This is a genomic window from Flavobacterium sp. P21 (assembly GCF_050632225.1).
In the GTDB taxonomy this organism is placed as follows: domain Bacteria; phylum Bacteroidota; class Bacteroidia; order Flavobacteriales; family Flavobacteriaceae; genus Flavobacterium.
Window position 1 is genome coordinate 1,074,324 of sequence record NZ_CP192585.1, and the last position, 25,410, is coordinate 1,099,733.

15 protein-coding genes, 6 pseudogenes and 1 riboswitch are annotated in these 25,410 nt (G+C 33.8%); of the genes and pseudogenes, 18 read left to right on the forward strand and 3 right to left on the reverse strand.

What is annotated here, in order from left to right; all coding sequences use genetic code 11:
- Positions 1 to 65 precede the first annotated feature (65 nt).
- Positions 66 to 2,620 (forward strand): annotated as a pseudogene (locus ACQ9BO_RS05265) (sodium-translocating pyrophosphatase).
- 105 nt (positions 2,621 to 2,725) lie between these two features.
- Here the strand turns inward: ACQ9BO_RS05265 and ACQ9BO_RS05270 are convergent.
- Both ACQ9BO_RS05270 and ACQ9BO_RS05275 read right to left on the reverse strand, forming a co-directional pair.
- Positions 2,726 to 3,339: pseudogene (locus tag ACQ9BO_RS05270) on the reverse strand (deoxynucleoside kinase).
- Positions 3,339 to 4,154 carry a hypothetical protein gene (locus ACQ9BO_RS05275; RefSeq protein ID WP_431243896.1) on the reverse strand — a complete coding sequence of 272 codons (816 nt, stop codon included), beginning with the start codon at positions 4,152 to 4,154 and terminating at the stop codon, positions 3,339 to 3,341. Before ACQ9BO_RS05275 ends, ACQ9BO_RS05270 begins: the two are co-directional and overlap by 1 nt.
- A 232-nt stretch (positions 4,155 to 4,386) precedes the next feature.
- Between ACQ9BO_RS05275 and ACQ9BO_RS05280 the strand changes: the two genes are divergently transcribed.
- The 5 genes and pseudogenes from ACQ9BO_RS05280 to ACQ9BO_RS05300 all read left to right on the forward strand — a co-directional run bounded on the left by ACQ9BO_RS05280 (position 4,387) and on the right by ACQ9BO_RS05300 (position 11,991).
- Entirely contained in the window at positions 4,387 to 5,301 is a 915-nt protein-coding gene (locus tag ACQ9BO_RS05280; protein WP_431243897.1) for a GLPGLI family protein, read from the forward strand.
- Positions 5,302 to 5,331: 30 nt separating this feature from the next.
- Positions 5,332 to 8,019, forward strand: a pseudogene (locus tag ACQ9BO_RS05285) (carboxypeptidase-like regulatory domain-containing protein).
- Positions 8,020 to 8,112: 93 nt separating this feature from the next.
- Positions 8,113 to 9,294 carry a hypothetical protein gene (locus ACQ9BO_RS05290; protein ID WP_431243898.1) on the forward strand — a complete coding sequence of 394 codons (1,182 nt, stop codon included), beginning with the start codon at positions 8,113 to 8,115 and terminating at the stop codon, positions 9,292 to 9,294.
- Between the two features lie 124 nt (positions 9,295 to 9,418).
- The gene (locus tag ACQ9BO_RS05295; protein WP_431243899.1) at positions 9,419 to 10,378 is read left to right on the forward strand and encodes a hypothetical protein; all 960 of its coding nucleotides are present in this window, start codon (positions 9,419 to 9,421) and stop codon (positions 10,376 to 10,378) included.
- Positions 10,379 to 10,524: 146 nt separating this feature from the next.
- The gene (locus tag ACQ9BO_RS05300) at positions 10,525 to 11,991 is read left to right on the forward strand and encodes a M28 family peptidase (RefSeq protein WP_431243900.1); all 1,467 of its coding nucleotides are present in this window, start codon (positions 10,525 to 10,527) and stop codon (positions 11,989 to 11,991) included.
- A 215-nt stretch (positions 11,992 to 12,206) separates the two neighbouring features.
- Here ACQ9BO_RS05300 and metK read toward each other — a convergent pair.
- Positions 12,207 to 13,458 (reverse strand): annotated as a pseudogene (metK, locus tag ACQ9BO_RS05305) (methionine adenosyltransferase).
- A gap of 766 nt (positions 13,459 to 14,224) precedes the next feature.
- On the opposite strand from metK, the gene ACQ9BO_RS05310 reads away from it, so the two are divergent.
- From ACQ9BO_RS05310 to ACQ9BO_RS05365, 12 genes and pseudogenes are all read left to right on the forward strand, one after another.
- Complete coding sequence (locus ACQ9BO_RS05310) at positions 14,225 to 14,407, forward strand: hypothetical protein (protein ID WP_431243901.1); 183 nt, start codon at positions 14,225 to 14,227, stop codon at positions 14,405 to 14,407.
- Between the two features lie 80 nt (positions 14,408 to 14,487).
- Positions 14,488 to 15,792 carry an O-acetylhomoserine aminocarboxypropyltransferase/cysteine synthase family protein gene (locus ACQ9BO_RS05315; RefSeq protein WP_431243902.1) on the forward strand — a complete coding sequence of 435 codons (1,305 nt, stop codon included), beginning with the start codon at positions 14,488 to 14,490 and terminating at the stop codon, positions 15,790 to 15,792.
- A gap of 196 nt (positions 15,793 to 15,988) precedes the next feature.
- Complete coding sequence (locus tag ACQ9BO_RS05320) at positions 15,989 to 16,117, forward strand: hypothetical protein (RefSeq protein ID WP_431243903.1); 129 nt, start codon at positions 15,989 to 15,991, stop codon at positions 16,115 to 16,117.
- Positions 16,118 to 16,188: 71 nt separating this feature from the next.
- Positions 16,189 to 17,076 carry an aspartate kinase gene (locus tag ACQ9BO_RS05325; RefSeq protein ID WP_431243904.1) on the forward strand — a complete coding sequence of 296 codons (888 nt, stop codon included), beginning with the start codon at positions 16,189 to 16,191 and terminating at the stop codon, positions 17,074 to 17,076.
- 559 nt (positions 17,077 to 17,635) lie between these two features.
- Positions 17,636 to 17,836 (forward strand): hypothetical protein, encoded by a 201-nt coding sequence (locus tag ACQ9BO_RS05330; protein WP_320569758.1) that lies wholly within the window; start codon positions 17,636 to 17,638, stop codon positions 17,834 to 17,836.
- Positions 17,837 to 18,115: 279 nt separating this feature from the next.
- A riboswitch (SAM riboswitch) is annotated at positions 18,116 to 18,224 on the forward strand.
- Positions 18,225 to 18,303: 79 nt separating this feature from the next.
- The gene (locus ACQ9BO_RS05335; protein WP_431243905.1) at positions 18,304 to 19,287 is read left to right on the forward strand and encodes an alpha/beta fold hydrolase; all 984 of its coding nucleotides are present in this window, start codon (positions 18,304 to 18,306) and stop codon (positions 19,285 to 19,287) included.
- A gap of 2 nt (positions 19,288 to 19,289) precedes the next feature.
- Positions 19,290 to 21,704, forward strand: a complete 2,415-nt coding sequence (gene thrA, locus ACQ9BO_RS05340; RefSeq protein WP_431243906.1) for a bifunctional aspartate kinase/homoserine dehydrogenase I — start codon at positions 19,290 to 19,292, stop codon at positions 21,702 to 21,704.
- Positions 21,705 to 21,936: 232 nt separating this feature from the next.
- Positions 21,937 to 22,361: pseudogene (locus ACQ9BO_RS05345) on the forward strand (OsmC family protein).
- A gap of 141 nt (positions 22,362 to 22,502) precedes the next feature.
- On the forward strand, positions 22,503 to 23,675 hold the full coding sequence (locus tag ACQ9BO_RS05350; protein ID WP_431243907.1) for a trans-sulfuration enzyme family protein: 1,173 nt from the start codon (positions 22,503 to 22,505) through the stop codon (positions 23,673 to 23,675).
- An 89-nt stretch (positions 23,676 to 23,764) separates the two neighbouring features.
- Positions 23,765 to 24,277 carry an alpha/beta hydrolase gene (locus tag ACQ9BO_RS05355; RefSeq protein WP_431243908.1) on the forward strand — a complete coding sequence of 171 codons (513 nt, stop codon included), beginning with the start codon at positions 23,765 to 23,767 and terminating at the stop codon, positions 24,275 to 24,277.
- Between the two features lie 67 nt (positions 24,278 to 24,344).
- Entirely contained in the window at positions 24,345 to 24,845 is a 501-nt protein-coding gene (locus ACQ9BO_RS05360) for an RDD family protein (RefSeq protein WP_431243909.1), read from the forward strand.
- A 132-nt stretch (positions 24,846 to 24,977) separates the two neighbouring features.
- A pseudogene (locus ACQ9BO_RS05365) lies at positions 24,978 to 25,389 on the forward strand (RrF2 family transcriptional regulator).
- Positions 25,390 to 25,410 lie beyond the last annotated feature (21 nt).

Sequence of the window (25,410 nt, forward strand, 5' to 3'; positions counted from 1 at the left end):
TTGCTTTTTTGTTTAAATTCGTTTTAGTTAGATTGTTGACTATTAACCAAAACCATTAAATAATTATGAATGCATTTATGATTTATCTGCCAATTGTCATGGCAGTTTTAGGATTACTTTTCATGGGAATAAAAAGGACTTGGGTTTTAAAACAAGATGCCGGAGACGGTAAGATGAAAGAGATTTCAGATTACATCTACGAAGGAGCCTTAGCCTTCCTCAAAGCCGAATATAAATTATTAACCATCTTCGTAATTATTGCCAGTTTAGCTTTGGCAGGAATCACTTTTATTCCAGGAGTAAAAACTCATTTATTAATCGTAGTAGCATTTATTTTTGGAGCTTTATTTTCGGCTTATGCTGGAAATATCGGAATGAAAATCGCAACTAAAACAAACGTTAGAACTACTCAGGTCGCACGCACAAGTTTGCCTCAAGCTCTAAAAGTTTCTTTTGGCGGAGGAACTGTAATGGGACTTGGTGTTGCAGGTTTAGCTGTTTTAGGATTGACGGCTTTTTTTATAATTTTCTTTAATTTATTTTCAGGCGGTGTTTGGAAAGATACAGATACAATGACCGTTGTTTTGGAAACTCTAGCAGGATTTTCACTTGGAGCAGAATCAATTGCATTGTTTGCTAGAGTTGGAGGTGGAATCTACACAAAAGCGACCGATGTTGGAGCCGACTTAGTTGGTAAAGTTGAAGCAGGAATTCCAGAAGATGATCCGCGTAATCCTGCTACAATTGCTGATAACGTGGGTGATAACGTAGGAGACGTTGCAGGTATGGGAGCCGATTTATTTGGTTCTTACGTAGCAACTGTTTTGGCGACAATGGTTCTTGGAAACTATGTGATTAAAGATATGGGTGGAAGCATCAACGACGCTTTTGGCGGTATCGGTCCAATTTTGCTTCCAATGGCAATTGCCGGTTTCGGAATTTTATTTTCGATTATCGGAACCATGTTGGTGAAAATTTCTGATGATAGTGCTAGAGAAGCTCAAGTACAAAAAGCCTTAAATATAGGAAACTGGGTTTCTATTGGTTTAACAGCTATTGCTTGTTTCTTTTTGGTACAACATATGTTGCCAGAAGTAATGACAATGGAATTCTTTGGCGAAGGATCACAGCAAATATCTTCAATGCGTGTTTTTTATGCTACATTAGTAGGTTTAGTAGTTGGTGGAGCTATTTCATCGGTAACAGAATATTATACAGGATTAGGAACAAAACCAGTTATGGCAATTGTTCAAAAATCATCTACAGGAGCAGGAACAAACGTAATTGCAGGTTTGGCAACCGGAATGATTTCTACTTTCCCAACAGTATTGTTGTTTGCAGTAGCAATCTGGATTTCTTATGCTTTAGCAGGATTTTATGGAGTTGCATTAGCGGCTTCAGCAATGATGGCTACAACAGCAATGCAATTAGCGATTGATGCTTTCGGACCAATTTCTGATAATGCGGGAGGAATTGCTGAAATGAGCGAATTGCCAAAAGAAGTTCGTACAAGAACAGATATTTTAGATTCTGTTGGAAATACAACTGCCGCAACAGGAAAAGGATTTGCAATCGCTTCTGCGACCTTAACTTCATTAGCATTATTTGCGAGCATATGTAACGTTTACTGGAATTGACGGAATTAATATTTTTAAAGCACCAGTTTTAGCGATGTTATTTGTGGGCGGAATGATTCCGGTAGTTTTCTCTGCTTTAGCAATGAATTCTGTTGGAAAAGCGAGCAATGGATATGGTTTACGAAGTGCGTCGTCAGTTCAAAGAAATTCCTGGAATTATGGAAGGAACTGGAAAACCAGAATATGGAAAATGTGTTGAGATTTCTACAAAAGCGACTTTACGCGAAATGATGCTTCCAGGAATTTTAACGATTGGTTTTCCAATTGCAATTGTATTGATTGGCAAATTAGTTTACGGAGATAACAATCAGTTAATCGCTGAAATGTTAGGAGGATATATGGCTGGAGTTACGGTTTCTGGTGTGCTTTGGGCAGTTTTTCAAAACAATGCCGGAGGTGCTTGGGACAATGCTAAAAAATCTTTTGAAGCTGGAGTTATGATCAACGGCGAAATGACTTATAAAGGTTCTGATGCGCATAAAGCGACGGTAACTGGAGATACAGTTGGAGACCCGTTTAAAGATACTTCTGGGCCATCAATGAACATCTTAATCAAGTTAACTTGTTTGATAGGACTTGTAGTGGCACCAATTTTAGGTGAAGGACATTCAGCCGCAGGAATGGCTGAAAAAGGTTCTTGTTGCGTTAAAATGGAAATGCATGCTGGTGGAGTTTCTAAATGTGGCGATTTATCTTCAATGACTAAAGAAGAATGTATCAAAATGTGCAAAGAAAAAGGATGTTCTGAGGAAGAAACTGCCAAATGTCTAGCCCATTATGATGCAGACGGAAAATATATGCATCAAAAGACAGATTGTTTTGACACAAGCAAATACGAGAAAAAATCAGTTCGCGTTGAATTGAAAAATGTTAACGGGAAAGCCGTTGGAACAGTTACAAAAACAGAAAACGGCAAAACAACAACTGAAGTTTTCGAAGGAACTGAAGAAGAAGTAAAAGCTAAAATCGAAGCTGTAAAATAAAGAATAACTTGATTAACTTTGACAAAGTTTCTTAGAACAGAAAATGCCTCTAAATATTTTTTAGAGGCATTTTTTTATTTCGTGTAAATCTGTGTAATTCGTGTTTTAAAACAATCCATTTAATTCAGCATCAATTCTGTTGATGATATTTCCTAAATCCTCTGGATTATCAACAAAATTAATATTGTCAACATCAATGATTAATAATCTTCCTTTAGTGTAAGTCTGAATCCAGGCTTCGTATCTTTCATTCAAACGGCTTAAATAATCAATTGAAATTGAATTTTCGTATTCGCGTCCACGCTTGTGGATTTGCCCAACAAGATTCGGAATAGAACTTCTTAAATAAATCAATAAATCGGGAGCTTTTACAAGTGATTCCATTAATTCAAACAACGAAGTATAATTCTCAAAATCACGGCTTGTCATCAAACCCATAGAGTACAAGTTAGGAGCAAAGATGTAAGCATCTTCATAAATCGTTCTGTCTTGAATGATTTTTTTCCGCTTTCGCGAATTTGCTGTACCTGACGAAAACGGCTGTTCAAGAAATAAATCTGCAAATTGAACGACCAACGTTCCATTTGGTGATAAAAATCGTCTAGATATGGATTGTCAACCACATCTTCGTAATGAGGCTCCCATTTAAAATGTTTGGCTAATAATTTAGTCAAGGTTGTTTTTCCTGCGCCTATATTTCCTGCTATAGCTATGTGCATTACGGTGTTACGATTTTATAATTTACAATTTCTTTAGCTGTAAAAATAGATAAAATTTGGTCTTTGTAATAGAAATTATCAAACGATTTTTCTAAAATTTCAATTTCTGAAATTACTTCGGTTTTCTCTTTGCTAATGTCTCTTAAATACAAGTGATTACCTTTGCTGAAAATGTATTTTTGCGCATCAATTATTTCGATTTTATCAAAATCTTCCACATTTCCGAGACTAGTAATTTTTCCGAAAATATTACATGAGAACCAATTGTTTTTTTTGTCGATCCAATAAAAAATATTAAAATCGGTGTGGTAATATTTTATAGGTTCTGTCAACGGAATTGAAACTGTTTTATATTCGTTTTTCAAATAATCAAATAATCCAATTTGTTGATTCAATGCATTGTAAATCCATAATTGATTTTGTGTTGACATTCCAATTGCACTTACAACAATTGGAGTAGTATTTACTGTAAAATTGATTTCAGTGATTTTGTTTAGCTGATTGTCCAACAGAACAACGGTATTGAAATCTTCATAATACAAAACCATCTTTAGTGGATTCTGCAAGTCGGTTCTCGTAATATTTCCTAATGAAACATTTTTGTATTCAAAAACCTCGCTTCCTTTAAATTTACTGAAAACATTATTGCTGATCTGATAATTGAATCCAAAAGAATCCTGCCCTAAATATTCATCAGCGGTATTGTTTACATGAGAAATTTGGACTGCATTTATTTTTAAATTTTGCGCCAAAAGCATAGACGGAAAGCCGGCAATTAAAATAAAAAACAAAAATGTAAGTGCCTTTTTGGTCATGATTTTTGGGGTTTCTGTAGAGCCAAATTACAAAAAACTGTATTATTGAGGGCTAAAAAAGTGCGTTTTTGCTGATTTTGCAATTTAAACCTTTTTAAAACGTAATAGTCTAAAAAATAGTGCATTTTGTCTATACCTTAACAGAACTGATATATTATTTTTTTAGTATTTTAAAATAAATAATACATTTGAGTGTAAGTTTATCGGATTTGCCAATTTAAATAAAATGAAAATGAAAAAAGTGTTTTTTTATATGTCTTTACTGTTTGTTTTTTCTCAAGTACAAGCACAAAAAGATTTTCAGGGAATGGCCGTTTATGAGTCAAAAACCCAAGCTCCAAAAATGGACGGAATGCGTGCCAATAGAGATATTACGCCTGAAATGCAAAAAAACATGGAGGAGCGAATGAAAAAGATGCTTGAAAAAACATTCATTTTAAATTTTGACAAATCGGCTTCTATTTATAAAGAAGAAGAAAAACTAGAAACTCCAGGACAACAAGGGGGTGGCATGCGTATCATGATGAATTCGTTCATGGGCGGTGGAGGCACTTTTTATAAAAATGTAAAAAGCAAATCGTACACAGTTGATAAAGAATTTATGGGAAAAGAATTTCTAGTGGTAGATTCTTTGCCAAAATTAAATTGGAAAATGGAATCTGAAACCAAGCAAATTGGCGGTTATACTTGTTACAAAGCAACAGCAGTAAAAGAAGCGAGCAAAACCGATTTTAGAAACTTTAGACCAAAAAATAACGACGATAAAAAGCCGGAAGAGAAAAAAGATGACGCAAAGAAAACTTCTGGCGAAACGAAAACAAATTTTCAGGACAACTTCGAAATTCCAAAAGAAATTATTATAACAGCTTGGTATTCTCCAGAAATTCCGGTGAATCAAGGACCAGAAAATTATTGGGGACTTCCAGGTTTGATTTTGGAAGTAAATGACGGAAGAACCACTATATTATGTTCGAAAATTGTTTTGAATGCCAAAGACAAAGTCGAAATAAAAGCACCGACAAAAGGAAAAGTGGTTTCTCAGAAGGATTACGACGAAACGGTAATCAAAAAAATGGAAGAGTTCAGAGAAATGAACCGTGGTCGTGAAGGCGGTCCAGGCGGTGGTCCAGTAATGATTAGACGCTAATTTTTGAATATCATCTTTTAGATTTTCTCCATGAAAAATATACTTTTTTTCGTCATTTTTTTAATGACCTCGATAACTTTTGCTCAAACGGTTCGTTTTGATGGAATTATTCAAGACGAACAAAAAAGTCCGTTGGAAATGGCCAATATTATGGCGGTTAATAACGGAACAAAAGCAATGGATTCCTATGGGATTACAAATGACAAAGGTAAATTTCAGCTTACGTTAAAGCCAAACACTTCTTATACAATTAAAATAAGTTATCTGGGAATGAAATCTAAAGAAGTTTCAATTTCAACTAATACAGAAAATATTGTTCAGAATATTGTCATGGATGGCGCGGGAATAGAACTTGAAGGTGTTGAAATTGTTCGCGAAATGCCAGTTTCGATAAAAGGCGACACCATTGTTTATAATGCAGATTCCTTTAAATCGGGAACCGAAAAAAGCTGGAAGATGTTTTGAAAAAGCTTCCTGGCGTTGAGGTAAATGCCGATGGAGAAATTGAAGTTGAAGGCAAAAAAGTCAGCAAACTAATGGTTGAAGGAAAGGATTTTTTTGACGGAGATACTAAACTTGGCGTTAAAAACATTCCTGCCGATGCTATTGATAAAGTTCAAGTTCTTAGGAATTATAATGAAGTAAGCCAATTGAAAGGCCTTGAAAATGATCAGGATAATGTTGCTATGAACATTAAACTGAAATCGGGCAAAAAGAATTTCTGGTTTGGAGATGTTACTGCAGGAATTGGCGTTGCAGAGCTCGATAGTCGTTATATTATCAATCCGAAACTGTTTTATTATAGTCCGAAATATTCCATTAATTTAATCACCAATTTCAATAATATTGGCGAATTGCCTCTTACGGCGCAGGATTATTTCAAGTTTACGGGCGGTTTCAAAAACATGATGAAGAAGGGAGGAAGCAATTTTAACGTCTCTTCAAATGATTTGGGGATTTCAGTTTTAAGAAACAATCGTGCTAAGGAAATCGAAACGAAGTTTGGAGCGACGAATTTTTCCTATAATCCCACAAAAGCTTGGAATATTAGCGGATTTGGAATTCTTTCGGTTTCAAAAACAGATTTAGAAACCAAATCGCAAACTACAATTTTAGATTCTGGTGATCAGCAGAAACGAGATGAAATGACGCATCAAAAAAATAACTTAGGACTTTTTAAATTGAGTTCAAGTTACAAACCAAGCGATAAATTTCAGTTTGATTATGATATTTTGACCAAATTGTCAAAACAAGATGAAGATACTGATTTGCTTCGTGAATCAGTTGTGAATAATGTTTCGGCAGTTGAAACCATTTTGACGCAGAAAAAGCAAGATCCAACATCGGTAAACCAAAACTTGAGTTTATATTACACGCAAAGCGACAAAAACATTTTTGCTTTTGAGGCGCGAGCATTTATATCAGGATGAAAATCCATTTTATAATGCAAACTTACGTTCGCAACCTTTTGATTTGGCTGGATATATTTCAGGACAAAATCGAAATGATTTAAATCAAGATCGTTTTGTAAAAACAAATAAACTCGATGCAAAACTGGACTACTATTATATGGTAACGCCAAAAAGCAATATTAATGTAACTTTAGGAAATACGTATTCGTACCAAAATTTTAATTCTCATATTTTCCAAATGTTGGACAATGGAGCTAAAAATGATTTGAACGAACCAGAAAATAACAATGATGTTGATTATAGGTTTAACGATGCTTTTTTAGGTTTTCACTATAAAATCCTGACTGGAAAATTTACTTTCACTCCCGGCGTAAGCATACACACATATAATATGACAAATGCGCAATTGGGAACAGATTATTCGCAGAGTTTTACGAAAGTGTTGCCTGATTTTTTTGCTTTATATCAAATCAAAAAATCAGAAACGTTGACGTATAATTTCTCCTTATCAAATGATTTTACCGATATAAATCAGCTTGCGGCAGGTTATGTTTTGTCAGATTATAGCAGTTTGTTTAGAGGAAATCGTTTCTTAGAAAATGCGACTTCGCAAGTACATTCGCTTCGTTATTTCAAATATAATATGTTCAATTTCGAGAACATTTTTGCTAATGCGACTTACACTAAAAAAGTTGATGCAATTAAAACGAAGGCTAATTTTGACGGAATTAATCAATCTTCAGTTCCATACAATTCTAATTTAGCCGATGAAACTTTAAGCGGAATGGGAAGTTACGGACGTTCTTTCTTGAAAAATTACAAAGCCTCGGCGATAGCAACCTTGAATTGGTCGAAATTCAATAATATTCAAAATAATGTTTTGGCAACAACCGAAAGTTTTACCCAAAGCTATACCGTAAAAGCCGCGACAAACTATAAAAAAATGCCGAATTTAGAAATTGGATATAACGCTTTGATTAATCAATACAGCGGTTCGACTTATTATACTGATAAGCCTTTTGCGAGATTGGATTATTATTTCTGGAACAGTTTTTCATTTGTTTCAGAGTATGAATTCTATCATTATTATAATTCAAATAAAACAGTTGATAACGAATACGACTTTTTGAGCGCCAGTTTAGTTTATCAGAAAAAGGACAGCAAATGGGAATATAAAATTTCGGCAACAAACATATTAAATACTACTTATTTGAATGATGACAGCTTCTCGCAGTTTTCTACACGAGTTTCGCAATACACTGTTCAACCTCGTTACATCATCTTTTCAATGAAATATAATTTGTAGTATTTTGATTGCAAAATTTTGATGTTTTAGTCTTTTGTTTCACTATAATGAAATATCTTTACGCCTAATTATCAGCACAAAAAAATAATAGTCATGCGTAATTTTATTTGGAGCTTATTGCTCTTCGTTTCTGGAATTTTTATTTCTTTTTCTCAGACAAATGGAATCGAAAAAGGAACTTATTTGGCAAATAATAAAGGCCAATCAATCAAATTAAATTTATTAGACAATAATAAATACGAACTGGTTTTTTACACAGGAGAATATGAAATTAAAGGAGATTCTTTATTATTTATTAAAAAGGAAAAGCCAGAAAGTAATTTTGATCTTGCTTTTGCAACTAATAAAAAATCAAAAAAAATTAAAATTCAGTTTTTAGATTTGACTTATGATTCTTTTTATTTAGGAACTCAAAAAGGATCAGAGTCTATTGTTTATCAAAGGCTTTCAGACCTCAAAAATAAAATAGATCCAAATTGGGAAAAAGCAGATTTAGAATTTGAAATTGAAAAAACGGATTACCTATATTTAGTCTATGAAAATTACGACGGAAAAAGCAATGTTTGTAAATATGCATTGCCAAAAGACGTTTCTGAGGTAACAATAAAATTTGATTCTAAAGCATTGGCCGATTTAAAAATCTGCGGTTTTTTTGATAGAAAAACCAATGAATTAAAAATCTCTGATCGTTATGGAGAAAACCCGTTAGTATTTTTAAATGAAAAAGAGCCACAACCGGTAAAGCCAAAAAAAGTGATTCCGCTTGAAGATCAAATTATTACAAATTGGACTTATCCAGGAAAAGATCCCGATTACAATTCTTACGGAGGAGCTGAGTTAGATAGTATATATAATGGCTCGCCAGTTGATACTACTGCAGTAGCTGTTGCAGACTATCCTATTGATTCTACAGGTTCTTATAGCAGATATGATTTTAAACTAAAAATAGAAGACAATCTAAAAAAGGCAATAGAATCTACAAAAACAGCCAGCAATAAATTTTTGGTTGTTGTGGCTGACAGCAAAAACAAAACGGCAAAGGAGGGTTTTGATACTTTTATAAAAGATCAAGAAACACAGGTTGGCTATAATATGTATGATAAATATGATGGACAGTATGATCTTTATAATTATTATTTGGCTGGAGCCGAAGACAAAAAATGGCTAAAAAGCAATAAAATAACTTATGATCAGAGTATATTTATTTTGAACGGAAACGGTGATTTGCTTGCTGTTGCAAAATCAGATTTAACAGCGCAGACAGTATCAGTTTAGCTATTATGGTGATTTTTATAAAAAACTTCAGGGTGCAAATGCTTTTCTTTCTATAGATAAAGTTTTAAAGAACAAAAAAGCCTCAGATTCTGATTTAATTACAGCCTTTAATAAAGCGGCTTTATTGGAAACATCTTATGATTCAGCTTATACAACAACCGACCCAAATTCTACTGATTTTGTAATTGTAAAAACGAATTTAGACCAAAAAGAAGTTGCTCAAACTTGGAAAAAATTGATTGAAAGCCATCAAAAAGACACAAAACCTGATATGTATTTGGTAGAAACAATGGTAAGAGAAATCAAAAATCAAGGCTTTACGAAACAACTTTTTGATAAAGAAAGAGTCTTGAATGATACTGATTTTCTGGCTATCGATTATCTTTTAAAACATTCAGATAAAATTGAAGAAAATCGTACAGAATTCAATTCTAAAGAAGGCGAAGTACATAATTTAGGAAACGTAATAACTGAAATTTCTTCAGCATTACAGTCTAATAATTCTATTGCTCAAGAAAAATCAGGTTCTGATGTAAACAAGCAAAAGAATATTTCAATTTATAAAAAGATAATTGCTTTAGGAAAAGGAAATTTTGAATCGTACAGCAATTATTTTCAATATTTAAATAATTCAGAAGATGCAACCGCATCAAACATCGATTTCTTAAAAGAGTTTAGTACTTACTTTGATTCTCGTTTGGCATCATCTAGTCCAATCGAAAAATTAGATGAAATATATTCGACCTTAGATTCTAATTCAGCATATGCTTATAATGGATGGAATTCTTTTAAAGATTATCATTCAAATCTTTGCAATAATGCGGCGTGGTCTGTAGTGCTTCAGCAACAAAATGCTGGGTTTTTAAAAGATGCTATTAAATGGTCTGAATATAGTTTAGTAGTAACCAAGAACAATCCGTACTATTTAGATACGTTGGCACAATTATATTATAAAGACGGCCAAAAGCAAAAAGCTATTGAAACACAAGCTCTGGCAGTTAAATTTTTGAATGCGGTTACAGAACCAGAAACGGCGACAGATATTAAGGAGACTTTGGATAAGATGAAAAACGGAACATATTAAAAACATAATCGTTGTGAAAAATGCAATGGCTGTCTAAGTAGGCTACCATTTTTGTTTGTTAATCGTTGCTATTCGCGGTTTTTGATGTTAAAAAATCAATGTTTCTGCCTCGAAATGATTAAGTTTGGATTATAAAATTAAAATGTATGAAAAACAAATTAATCCTTGTTTTACTTGCCTCAAGTGCAGTTGCTTTTGCGCAGGTAGTTAAAAAACCATTAGTTTCGGCAATAACGGACAAAGATCTTAAAACGGATATGTATCAAATGGCTGGCGACCATTTTAACGGCCGTGAAGCTGGTACTCTTGACGAATTAAAAGTATCAATGTGGCTGGCGAATAAAGCAAAAGAAGCAGGAATGGCGCCCGCAGGAGATGATGGAACATATTTCCAATTTTTTGATTTGTACAGACATCAAGTTACCCCAAATACAAAATTCAAAATTGGACAAAAAGAATTTAAACTTTGGAAAGAAGTTTTAGTAGCTGAAACAACTAATATCAAGGTTGAAGGTTCATTAGTTTATTTAGGAGTCGCAACAAAAGAAGAAATCGAAAAAGCCGATGTAAAAGGAAAAGCAGTTGTTTTATTAGCTTCAAAAGAAGGAATTGCGGATGATATCTCGCTTTTTGACAGACGTTATCCAGGTTTAGTTAGAAATAAATATTATGATCTTGTTGTGAAAAAAGGCGCAATCGCGCTTATTATGGTCGCAGATGAATTGGCAGAACAAAGCTGGTCTCAAGTTGAGCCGCAAATGACAAGAGGTATTTATGGAATTGAAGGTTTTCGTGATAAAATAGGTGCGACAATGCCAGTTTTTTGGGTTCACGGCGACCAATTAAATTATTTAAAAACGACTAAAGATTTATTGTCTGCTGAGGTTGTTTCTGAAACTTATAAATATCCTTCGGTAAATGTCGTGGGAACAATTGCAGGAACTGATCCTAAACTAAAAAATGAATATGTACTTTTCAGCGGACATCAAGATCACGATGGAGTACGTCAAAAATACGGTCAGGATTCTATTTATAATGGAGCTGATGACAATGCAAGTACTTGTGTTGCGATGCTGGCAATTGCAAGAGCTTATAAAAAACAACCAGGAAAAAGAACATCTTTATTTGTATTTCACGGCTCAGAAGAACGTGGTTTGTTGGGATCAAGATGGTATGCGGCGCATCCAACGGTTCCGGAAAAAGATATCGTAGCAGTTTTAAACGGTGATATGATTGGAAGAAACAACGTAAATCAAGCGGCTTTGTTAGGCTCGTCGTCGCCTCATGAAAATTCTTCTGATTTGGTTGCAATTGCTAAAAGAGCAAATGACGAAGGGCCAAAATTTGATTTAGATAAACTTTGGGACAGGCCAGAACATCCAGAATATTTTTACTTCCGTTCAGATCATTTGCCATATGCAAGAAAAGGAATCCCTTCGGTTTTTTACACCAGCGTTTTGCACAGCCAATACCATACGCCAATGGATGAATCTGAAAATATTGATTTTGTGAAATTGCACAAAATGACCGAGTGGATTTACAGAACGGGCTGGATTTTATCTAATGATCCTAATCGTCCTAAAACATTGCCAAATGTGCAATTGGAAAGATAAAAATGCTATTTAGACGCGGATAAAACAGATTCGCTATCGCGAAACACGCGGATAAAAACTGATTTAGATATAAAACAGAAAAATCCGTTTTTATCCGCGTCTTTACGAAGTAAATCCGTTTTATCTGCGTTCGATTCGCACACAGAAATAAAAATAAAAAAGGCTGTCTATTATATTTAGACAGCCTTTTTGGTATATAAATGTTTCAGATTGAATTACAATCCAAACGCGACTTTTACTTGGTCAACAAAATCAAGTTTTTCCCATGTAAACAATTCCACAGTAACTGTTTTTTCATTTCCACCTGGAGCAGAGAAAGTTTTTGTTACAGTTTCTGGTTTACGTCCCATGTGTCCGTAAGCGACAGTTTCGCTATAAATTGGGTTTCTTAATTTCAAACGTTGCTCGATGAAGTAAGGACGCATATCGAAGATAGCTTCTACTTTTTTAGCGATTTCACCGTTAGTTAAGTTTACTTTAGAAGTTCCGTAAGTTTCAATAAAGATTCCCATTGGTTCAGCAACTCCAATTGCGTAAGAAACCTGAACTAAGATTTCGTCAGCAACACCAGCGACAACTAAGTTTTTAGCGATATGACGTGTCGCATAAGCGAGCACTTCTATCTACTTTACTTGGATCTTTTCCAGAGAATGCACCACCACCGTGAGCACCTTTTCCACCGTAAGTATCAACAATAATTTTTCTTCCTGTTAAACCAGTATCTCCGTGAGGTCCTCCAATAACGAATTTTCCTGTCGGGTTAATATGGTAGTTGATTTTATCGTTAAATAAGTGAGCGTGCTCTGGGTTTTTAGCGATAATTCTTGGAATAAGAATTTCGATAATATCTTTTTTGATTTTAGCCAACATTGCGGCTTCTTCATCAAAATCGTCATGTTGAGTTGAGATAACAATCGCATCGATACGAGTTGGTTTGTTATCGTCGCTGTATTCTAAAGTTACTTGAGATTTAGCATCTGGACGTAAATACGTGATTTCTTTGTTTTCGCGTCTTAAAATAGCTAACTCTTGTAATAATTTATGAGATAAATCTAATGCCAATGGCATGTAGTTTTCAGTTTCATTTGTAGCGTAGCCAAACATCATTCCTTGGTCACCAGCTCCTTGCTCTTCTGGCTTAGCTCTATCAACACCTTGGTTAATGTCTGCAGACTGCTCGTGAATTGCTGAAAGAATTCCACAAGAATTTGCCTCAAACATATATTCACTTTTAGTATATCCAATTTTACGGATTACCTCACGTGCAATTTGCTGTACATCTAGATAAGTATTCGATTTTACTTCACCTGCTAAAATAACCTGACCCGTTGTAACTAAAGTTTCACAAGCTACTTTTGAATCAGCGTCAAATGCCAAAAAGTTGTCAATTAATGCATCCGAAATTTGATCTGCAACTTTGTCTGGATGCCCTTCACTAACAGATTCTGACGTAAATAAATAAGCCATAATAATGTATTAAATTTGTATAAATAAAATTTAGCGAGGAAAAATAATTGCTAAAAAGGGCTAAAGGAGAGTTTCTGCTTTAGCATTTTTTAATGCCGAAATCTATCTCCCGGCAATCATAATGAACCATTTCATTATGAAGAGGTTGCAATCAGTTCAAATTTTTCCTCTGTATTCGCGTGCAAAGGTATGAAACCATTTTGATTTGCAAATTAAAGTTCAACTTTTTTATTTTTTTAAAGAGAAATTTAACAGTAGTATATTAATTTGATAGGGTAATAGAAAATATTTTGCTTTTTGTTTGGCTGATTCAAAAATAGTTCGCAACTTTGCCTCGTTGAAATAAAAGAAACAAAAAAATGAAATTTACAATTTGCAATATGATGTCTTGTATGATGCCGGAATATTCCGCAGAGACGCTATTGTAATTTTTTTTAAAAATATATATAGAACCTCTGCAAGAACGCAGAGGTTTTTTTTTGTTCAAAAGAAAAAAATGAAAGAAAATTCAATTTTTAATTTGGTGGTTAAAAAAAACTTACTACATTTACTCTATCGAATTAGTCGAATTTAAAATGAAATTAATTTTAATTAAAAATGAAAACAATAGCAAGAAAAAATATGATGTGTTGTAGTATGATGCAAATGTGCATCCCAACTTGCTGTTGCCAAAAGTGAAAGATAAAATCTTTGTTATAGTTTCAACTATAAGCCCTTTTGGTCGCCATCCGAAAGGGCTTTTTATTTACCATTTAAAATTAAAATCATGAAAACATTAAATTCAATAGCTATAGAATATTTATTGAGAAACGATTCTCAAAACAATACTAATAAATCAGAAGAAATCGCGAAAGAAGTTCGCAGGATAAATTCAGAACAATACACAAGAAATCAAAAATCATTGTTGTTTCAAATGTATGAGCTCGAAGAAGGCGACTTTTTTGCTTAACCCAATTCTGATTCAAGTACAAATTCAAAAAATTAACCACACTATATATAGTATTAACAATATCTAAAAACTAAGAAATCATGAGTACACAAAAATTTGCAACAAACGCACTTCATGCAGGACACGACGTAACTAAAAACGCAGGAACCAGAGCAGTGCCTATTTACCAGACATCTTCATATGTATTTAATAATGCAGATCACGTCGCCAATTTGTTTGGTCTTGCTGAAGCTGGATTTATTTACACTCGATTAAATAATCCAACAAATGATGTTTTAGAACAAAGATTAGCGGCGTTGGAAGGCGGAATCGGTGCTGTTGTTACGGCTTCTGGGGCATCGGCAATTTCGACAACTTTGCTGACTTTGTCGCGAGCTGGAGATCATATCGTAGCATCAAATAGTTTATATGGAGGAACTTACAATTTGCTAAGTGTGACATTGCCACGATTAGGAATTACCACTACTTTTGTAGATCCTTCAAAACCAGAAAACTTCACTAAAGCCGCAAAAGAAAATACAAGAGCCTTTTTTGTAGAATCTTTAGGAAACCCAAAACTTGATGTTTTGGACTTAAAAGGAATTTCGGCGGAAGCCAAAGCATTCAAAGTGCCGTTTATAGTAGATAATACAGTTGCGACACCTTATTTATTAAACCCAATTAAATATGGTGCCGATATTGTAATTCATTCCTTGACTAAATATATTGCCGGAAACGGAACTTCATTAGGCGGCGTTATTATTGATGCCGGAAATTTTGATTGGGTAAACGGAAAATTCCCAGAATTTACAGAGCCTTCTGCAGGATATCATGGATTAGTATATCACGAAGCTTTAGGAAATGCGGCTTTTATAGCAAAAGCACGAATTGAAGGTTTGCGCGATTTTGGCGCGACTTTGAGTCCGTTTAATGCTTTTCAGATTATTCAGGGATTAGAAACTTTGCCAATCCGAATTAAAAAACACAGCGAAAATGCTTTGGCCTTGGCTGAATGGCTTGAAAAACAAGATGAGGTAGTTTGGGTAAATTATCCAGGTTTGAAATCAAGCAAATATCATGATTTGGCTAAACAATATTTGCCAGAAGGACAAAGCGGAATTATAACGTTTGGATTAAAAGGCGGATTTGATGCGACCAAAAAAGTAGTTGATGAAACTAAATTATTCTCATTGCTGGCTAATATTGGTGATACAAAGTCATTAATCATACATCCAGCAAGTACAACGCACCAACAATTGTCTGAAGAAGATCAATTGTCAACTGGAGTTTCTAAAGATTTAATCCGACTTTCTGTGGGGATCGAAGATATCGAAGATTTAATTGCCGATTTGCAAGCGGTTTTCGAAAGCGTTACACAAGCGCAGTACAGTATCAATAAAAATTAGGTTTTTTTGTTTTTTGTTTGAAAAATTGCCTTTAGCGGTGTGGTGTCGCTAAGGGTGATTTTTTATGAAGAAAAAATCACAATATATATGTGTAGAGGCGCACTGTAGAGACGCACAGCAGTGCGTCTAACTCGTAACATGAGAGTTTAAACTTATACGGTTCAATAAAATCAGATATGTTTTAAAAATTAAAATTATGTCAAAGCTTAAAATAAATATTATTCTTTTTGGGATCGGGAATATCGGAAGCACTTTGATCAATCAGATTATTGAAAGTCAGGAATTTTTCTCCAGAATAAAAATGTTGATTTTCACTTTCCAATAATTACCAATTCAACTGTTGCCTTTTTTGAAAAAGAAGGCGTTGGATATTCTTGGGAAACTAATTTTAGAGAATTGGCAGTCCCTTTTAGAGTCGAAGATATTATAGAATTTGCAAAAGAAAATGAATTCGAAAACTTGATAGCAGTTGATGCTACAGCCAGTGACGAACTGATTAGTCATTATAATACTTTGATCGAAAACGGATTTAATATTGTCGCCGTAAACAAAAAAGCCAACACGCTTCCAATCGATCTTTATAAACAGCTTAGAGAAAATCTAAAAAAGTACGATAAAGAGTTTTTGTATGAAACATCGGTCGATACTGGATTTCCAGTTTTGCAGACTTTAAGAGATTTGTATTATTCGGGCGAAAAGATCACCAAAATCAGAGGAGTTTTTTCAGATCATTTGAGTTATATCTTCAATAGATTTTCTTTAGAGGAAAATTCTTTTTCATCCATTTTGAAAGATGCCAGCCTACTCGGATTAATGCGCTCTACTTTTAAAGAAGACTTGTCAGGAAATGATACAGCTCGGAAATTGTTGATTTTGACTCGCGAAATTGGAAAAGAGTTCGAATTAGCAGATATAAAGATCAATCCTATTATAAGAGAAGAACATTTGGAGAAAAACGGAATATTGAATAAAGAGGCAATCGACAAATCGTATAAAATAGCAAAAATTACGCGACCCGAAAATCATGTATTGCGTTATGTAGGTGAATTTGATATTGAGAAAAATACGCTTGAGGTAAAGTTGGTTTCAGAACCTATTACATCGGCAATTGGTCAATTAAAAGGATCAGATGCTATTTTTGAAATTTACACGCAGTCTTATGCCAATGTTCCAATTGTAATACAAGGAGCATCGCCATCAAAACAGGCAATTTCAAGGGGAATTATAACTGATATTTTAAAAGTCGCCGAAAAAATTAAAAATAAAGAAGCAGTTTGGCTTTAAGTGGTTTTTGATATTAGAAAAAAAGTTCTTTGAAAGATTGAAACAGAAAAAGTTAGTTAATTTTTTGTAAGATAAAACTGCTATTTCGCTAAATTGTGATTTTGTAAGATGTTTTTTGACGATAAAATTGTGTTTTTTAACGTTTTTTTAGAAAAAATAAGCTTTTGTAACTTGCAATATTCAAAAAAAGTTGCAAATTTGTAAGACAAGTAAGATCTGTTAAAAACAGATGCCGAAATGTTAAAAACAAATGATTATTTCCTTTTAGATCTTAATCAAATCTAAAAGTTTATTAAAGAAATTTAAATGCAAAAGTTTTTTAAAATAAAAGTCAAATCACAGATGAATAAATCCCTACAGATGAACAAGATGTTTAACGTCGCACGTATTTGTGTATGCGTCTGTTGATACTAAAAGTATATATAAGTTTATATAAAAACTTAAACCCTTTTGGTATTAAAAATCCAAAAGGGTTTTTTTATTCATTTTGATTACCATAACACAGATTTAAAGAAAAAGTAAAGATTATAAAACGCAAACTAACTTAAACTTAAATATCATGAGCACATTAAACTACTTAAGAAAAAAGATTTCAACTTTCAAAAACATCAAAAATGAAAGAAACAATCCTCCGCCAACAAATGAGTTGATCCACCCAAGTTTCGGAATCACGGAGACAGATAAAAAAGAGGTGAAAAAAGAACCAAATTCTTTATTATTCTTGATGTATTCAAAAGAGAATGAAACGCTTTTTATCTAAATCAAAAAGCATCATAAAATAGGGTAAAACCCGCTTAATTTTACTGGGCAGTTTGTTCGGTAATTTTTTGCGTATAATAGTTTTTCATAATTAAGAAGAGAGATTGTCATATTTATTAATAGATGCCAATTCTTTCGACTTTATGACTTTTATCACGAGGCTTCGGGATCGATTTATTTTAAAGTATGTTTAAGAAATTGCACAATCAGTTTCGATAAAATTTGTTAGTTTCAGAAATTAGTAGTTAATTTGCACCGTTAAGTTCAAAAACGTATTGAAATGTTATAAAGAAAGGAGGAGGGATTAGACCCGATGAATCCTTAGCAACCCTTCGTTAATTCGAAGAAGGTGTCGCATTCTACCACGCCCAAACGTGGAAAGATAACAACAAGAATTTTTCTAGTTTCAAACTCTAGGCTTTCTTTCTAATATTTCCACATACAAATCAATTAATAAAAGATTTGAAATTGGAAAATATACCCAATCCTATTATAATTCAAGATTTCATCACAGAAAGTGGTGCAATTTATCCGTTATTGCCATTAAGCTTTATGCTTTCTGGCTTGCCTTTGCATACCGCACCAATCGTTTTGGTAAATCATGCTTTGACTGGAAATGCACAAGTAACTGGCGAAAATGGCTGGTGGAATGATTTAATTGGCGACGGAAAAACAATCGACACAAATAAATATACGGTTCTGGCATTTAATGTTCCAGGAAACGGAAACGATTCTTTTATAATCGAAAATTATTACGATTTTACAACCAGAGATATTGCAAGAATTTTTATCAAAGGTTTGAAATCGCTAAACATAGAACAGGTTTTTACTATAATCGGCGGTTCTGTAGGTGGCGGAATTGCGTGGGAGATTTTGGCATTGGAACCAAATATTACAGAACATTTAATTCCAATAGCAACCGATTGGAAATCGACGGATTGGATGATTGCAAATTGTTTTCTGCAGGAACAAATTTTGAATAATTCATCCAAACCAATTGAAGATGCCAGAATTCATGCCATGCTCTGTTATCGATCTCCTGAATCATTCAAAGAAAAATTTCAACGAACCATCAATCAGGATCTTTTGATTTTTAATATCGAAAGCTGGCTAGCACACCACGGCAAAAAGTTGCGGCAACGTTTTCAGCTTTCATCTTATAAATTGATGAACCAATTGCTTAAAACCATAGACATTACTCGAAATAGTGAGGATTTTGAAACTTTAATGTCTAAAACGCCGGCGTCGATTCACATTATCGGCATCAATTCAGATTTGTTTTTTACGCCAAAAGAAAACCTGGAAACCTATCAGGAATTAAAAAGGTTTAAAGACAATGTTTTTTACAGCGAAATTGATTCGGTTCACGGACATGACGCTTTTTTAATCGAGTACAAACAATTAGATCATTTACTTGCCGATATTTTTAAGGCAGAAACAATAGCAAAATAAAAATGAAAGTATTAAAATTTGGAGGTAAATCGTTATCAAACGGAGAAGGGCTTAACAAAGTAGTTTCAATCATTTCAGACAAAGTAAATCAAGGCGAACAAATTGCCGTAGTTGTTTCTGCGCGCGGTAATGCAACAGATGAATTAGAAGATATTTTAAGAATTGCCGCGAAAAACGGAAATTATAAGCCATTATTGGAAAGCTTCAAAGCGTATCAAACTTCAGATTATCCAGAAGTTGATTTGTCTGAAGAATTCAATATTCTAGATAAACTTTTTGAAGGAGTTAGCCTTATTGGAGATTACAGCAGTAAAATTAAAGATCAGATTTTATCTAAAGGCGAATTGCTTTCGGCTAAATTACTGACTGCCATTTTAATTGAAAAAGGGATTCCGGCGAACTTTGTTGATACAAGAGAATTATTAAAAACCGATTCTAAGTTTGGTGACGCTCAGCCTTTGGAACAACTTTCAAAGAAAAACGTGATCAATTATTTCAAGCTTCATAACGGAGAAACAGTGAATATCGTAACAGGTTTCATTGGTTCAAACAATAACAACGACACCACAACTTTAGGACGTAACGGAAGTAACTATACTGCTTCGTTAATCGCGAATTACCTAAATGCGGAAGAACTTCAAAACTTCACGCACGTTGACGGAATTTATACCGCAAATCCAGATTTAGTTGCCGATGCTAAAAAAATCGAATATTTGTCGTTTAATGAAGCGAATGAGTTGGCTAATTTTGGCGCAACGATTCTGCATGCAAAAACGATTATTCCGTTATTAGAAAAAAACATTCCGCTACGTATTTTAAATACATTCAATCACGAAAATCGCGGCACTTTAATCACTTCAGATTCAAATAAAGAAGGAATTAAAACGCTTTCTGTTTTAGAAAATGTTTCGCTTGTAAATCTTGAAGGACGTGGATTATTAGGGAAAGCGGGAGTTGATGCCAGAATTTTCAAAGTAATGGGTGATCACAACATCAGCGTAAGCATCATTTCGCAAGGTTCTTCTGAAAGAGGAATTGGTTTGGTTGTGGCAAAAGATAAAGCAACGCTTGCCATGGTGGAGTTAGAAAAAGAGTTCGAAAATGACTTTTATTCTAAAGATGTAAACCAGATTACAGTAACTGATAATGTTTCGGTAATTTCGATTATCGGACAGGATTTAAGTACTTTCCACAAACCATATACAGCTTTAATTAAAAATAAAATTGTTCCGATTTTATTCAACAATACAGTTACGGGTAAAAACGTGAGTTTGGTTGTGAAGAAAGAAGAGCTAAATAAAGCTTTAAACGTAATTCACGGAGAAATTTTTGGAGTTTCTAAAAAAATCAACATTGCAATTTTCGGTCACGGATTAGTTGGAGGAACTTTGATCAATCAAATTTTAGAATCGGCTTCTGCAATTGAAAAACGTAAAGACATTAAGCTGAATGTTTTCGCAATTGCCAATTCTAAAAAACTGCTTTTAAATAAAAATGGCGTAACTTCAAATTGGAAAAACGATATCCAAACAAAAGGAGAAGCTTATACGCTGAATGATATTATTGCTTACGCAAATGAATATCATTTAGAGAATTTAATTGCAATTGACAACACAGCAAGTGCATCATTCGTAGAAAATTATATTCCGCTTGTGGAAAGCAGTTTTGACTTGATTTCTTCAAACAAAGTAGCTAATACGTTGACTTATGGGTTTTATAAAGAATTGAGAAAAGCCTTGGCAGAAAATCAAAAGAATTATTTATACGAAACCAATGTTGGAGCAGGTTTGCCGTTAATTGATACGATTAAGTTGTCGCATCTTTCGGGAGAAAACATCACAAAAATTAAAGGAGTCTTCTCTGGAACATTAAGTTATTTGTTCAATAATTTCTCTGCAAAAGATGCGCCTTTCAGCGAAATTTTGCAAGAAGCAATTGATAATGGATATACAGAGCCAGATCCGCGCGAGGATTTATGCGGAAATGATGTGGGAAGAAAATTATTGATCTTGGCAAGAGAATTAGATTTACAGAATGAGTTTGAGGAAATCTCAATTCAGAATTTAATTCCGGAACATTTAAGAGAAGGAAATGTTTCTGATTTCTTGACGAAATTAAAAGAATTCGACCCAATTTACGAGAAAATAAAAGCCGAACAACAGCCAAATCACGTGTTGAGATACATAGGTGAGCTGTCTGGAGATTTGCAGAATGATAAAGGAAATTTAGAAGTAAAATTAGTTTCGGTACCAAAAGACACAGCTTTAGGCGGATTAAAAGGTTCTGATTCTTTCTTCGAAATTTACACAGAATCTTACGGAGATCGTCCAATTGTGATTCAAGGAGCCGGTGCAGGTTCTGCGGTTACGGCAAGAGGAGTCTTTGGAGATATTTTGAGATTGTCTGATAAAGGGTAATTGATTTTAGAATTCAGATTTTAGATTGTTGATTTCAGAGAGTTTTGCTACTGTTTGTCATTTCGACGAAGGAGAAATCTCCGCAAGTAGCTCGACAAAGTAATGTCAATCTTTGTCGATTTAGCAACGAAGATTTGCTTCGCCTGTTCGCTATCGCTCGAGCCTCCTTCGTCGAAATGACAAGATTGTGGAAATTATACAGAAAAACAAAAACAAAAAAAATAACAACACAATGAAAGTAACTTTAAACAGAGTAAATGACGCATTTCATTTCAAAGTAAAAAATGAACGCGGACACGTAGTTGACGTTGACAGCAGAGCCGAATTTGGCGGAAGCGATTTAGGTGCAAGTCCAATGGAATTAGTTTTAATGGGAGTTGCAGGATGCAGTGCTATTGATATGATTTCGATTTTGAAAAAACAGCGTCAAGAAATTACTTCTTTCAACGCTGAGGTTGAAGGAACACGCGTTCAGATTGAAGAAGCAAAACCTTTTAAAGAAATCGATGTGGTTTTTTATTTAGAAGGAGAAATCAATCCTGAAAAAGCAAAAAAGCGGCACAACTTTCTTTTGAGAAATACTGCTCAGTTGCCAAAACAGTTGAACCGACTGCAACCATTAGTTACAAAGTTGTCTTGAACAACGAAGCTTTATAAATTAGATAATTTGTCAATTAGATAATTAGAAAATGCTCAGATTGCGCATAAATAATTGACTTGTTTAAGTTTGGATTTCAGTTTTAAAACCTGAAACTTGAAATCTGAAACTTGAAACAAAAAAAAACAAAAAACAACACAATGAATATAGAAGATTTGGGTTTTGAAACACAAGCCATACGAACACATTTAGAAAGAACACAATTCCAGGAGCATTCAACTCCTTTGTATTTATCATCAAGCTTTATATTTGAAGATGCAGAGGATATGAGAGCTTCTTTCACAGAAGAAAAAGTCCGCAATATTTATTCCCGTTTCAGCAATCCAAATACAACAGAATTTGTTGACAAAGTTTGTGCAATGGAAGGTGCCGAAGCCGGTTATGCTTTTGCAACTGGAATGGCGGCGATCTATTCTACATTTGTCGCATTGTTAGAATCAGGAGATCATATTGTTTCAGCAGGAAGTGTTTTCGGGTCAACTCATGCTTTATTCATGACGTATTTTCCAAAATGGAAAATCGAAACTTCATATTTTGATATCAATCAACCCGAAACAATTGAAAGCTTTATTAAGCCAAATACTAAAATTCTATATGCTGAAACGCCAACTAATCCGGGTGTAGATGTGATTGATTTAGAATTGTTGGGTCAAATTGCAAAAAAACACAATTTAATTTTAATAATTGACAACTGTTTTGCTACGCCATACATTCAGCAACCTATTAAATATGGAGCGCATGTCGTAGTGCATTCGGCTACAAAATTAATGGATGGCCAAGGTCGTGTTCTGGGAGGAATCGCAGTTGGAGAAGCAGAGTTGATACGTAAAATTTATTTGTTTTCAAGAAACACAGGACCGGCAATGTCACCATTTAACGCATGGGTTTTGTCAAAAAGTTTAGAAACTTTGGCTGTTCGTGTTGATAGACATTGTGAAAATGCTTTAAAAGTGGCTGAATTTTTAGAAAGCCACCCAAATGTAAACAATGTGAAATATCCATTCTTGAAATCACATCCAAAATATGAAATTGCCAAAAAACAAATGCTTTTAGGGGGTAACATAATTGCAATTGAAATTAAAGGTGGTCTTGAAGCAGGACGAAACTTTTTGAACAAAATTAAATTATGTTCTCTTTCTGCAAATATTGGCGATGTAAAAACAATTGTTACGCATCCAGCATCAACAACACACAGCAAATTGTCTGAAGAAGACCAATTGGCGGTTGGAATCACACAAGGTTTGGTTCGTATTTCTGTTGGCCTAGAAAAGGTAGAAGATGTAATTGCCGATTTGAATCAAGCATTATCATAAAATATAATCATGAAAATGGAAAGGGCTATTTGTTTTAAATAGCCCTTTTTTGTTATCTTGAAATTGCTAAATTAGAAGTTTGCCTAAATATGATAAAGCCAAGATTAATTTTGCTGTCTGATTTGTTTGGAGGCAATCCCGAATGGGTTCAATATTACGTTGAAATATTAGAGACTAAATTTGATGTTCAATTTTATGATGTTTTAAAATTAGCTCAGATTGATTCTTCAAATGATGAAAAGGAAATTCACAATCAATTTTTAAGCGGAGGAATTGAAAAAGTAGTAAATAATTTGTTGGATTCTGAAAAAGGAGAAGTAGCAATTTTAGGTTTTAGCATTGGAGGAACTATTGCTTGGAAAGCTTCTTTGCGAGGGTTAAAAACAACGCAATTAGTGGCAGTTTCTTCGACAAGATTGCGTTTTGAGACTGAAATGCCAAATTGTGAAATCAAACTTTATTTTGGCGAAAAAGATTTAAATAAACCTAATCCTCAGTGGTTTTCAGATTTAGAAATAACAAGCCATCTTTTTGAAAATGAGTACCATGAATTGTATTCAAGGAACAAGAATATTTCGCTTATTTGTAGTAATTTTTTGTAATTCATTCAACAAAAATTATATTTTTGTTGCAACTAAAAACGAAATCAATTAATAATCTAATTAGCGTATGAGTAATCCTTCTTACATTCTTGACGAAAAATTATTGGCGTCAAACGGAAACCGTTTTGCAAATTATATCATAGATATCATTGCAATAGTGGCTTTAATTTTTGCTCTTTCTTTCTTTTTGGCTCTTTTTGCAGTCTTTTTAGGATTGAATGAGCTTTTTTACTGGCTTGGTCACTTGAGTGATTTAGAAGGACAATTGATTTTTATTGTTGTTTCCATTTTTTACTATTTGTTTGTCGAAGGAATTTTTGGAAGATCATTGGGTAAATTAATTACGGGAACCATTGTCGTTGATGAGAATGGAGAAAAACCTCCTTTTGGAACCATTTTTAAAAGGACTTTGTGCCGATTAATCCCTTTTGACGGACTTTCTTTTCTAGGAAGCAGAGGCTGGCACGATTCTATTTCTGAAACTTATGTTGTCAATAAAAAGGATCTCGAGGAAGAATTAAAAACATTTCATGAGTTTAATTTAATTGGAAGCAGTGAAGTAATCTGATAGGTTAAGTAGAATTTAACTTCTGTTCTTTTATTATTCTCATTTAAAAAGCCTATTTTTGTTGCAGAAAAGAATACGTCGATTTTGATGTGTCAAATTCAGAACAAATATTTTGCAATTTAAAATTTAAAGATGCTTTCAAAGAAAACAAAATACGGAATTAAAGCTTTAACTTATTTGGCGAGAAGAGAGAATAATGAGCCTGTCCAAATTGCTGAAATTGCAAAAAATGAACATATTTCGATTAAGTTTTTAGAAAGTATTTTGCTGTTATTGAGAAACTCAGGATTTCTTGGAGCGAAAAAAGGAAAAGGCGGTGGTTATTATTTGATAAAAGATCCAAAAGATATTAGCATGGCGAAAGTCTACCGTATTCTGGAAGGGCCAATTGCATTATTGCCTTGCGCCAGTCATAATTTCTATGAAAGATGTGATGACTGTGACGACGAATCAACTTGTGCTCGCTAGACGTTTAATGACAGAAGTTCGTGACAATACCCTTAAAATATTAGAAAGTAATTCTTTAGCAGATATTGCGTTTTAGAATTTACTCATAATTCAAATA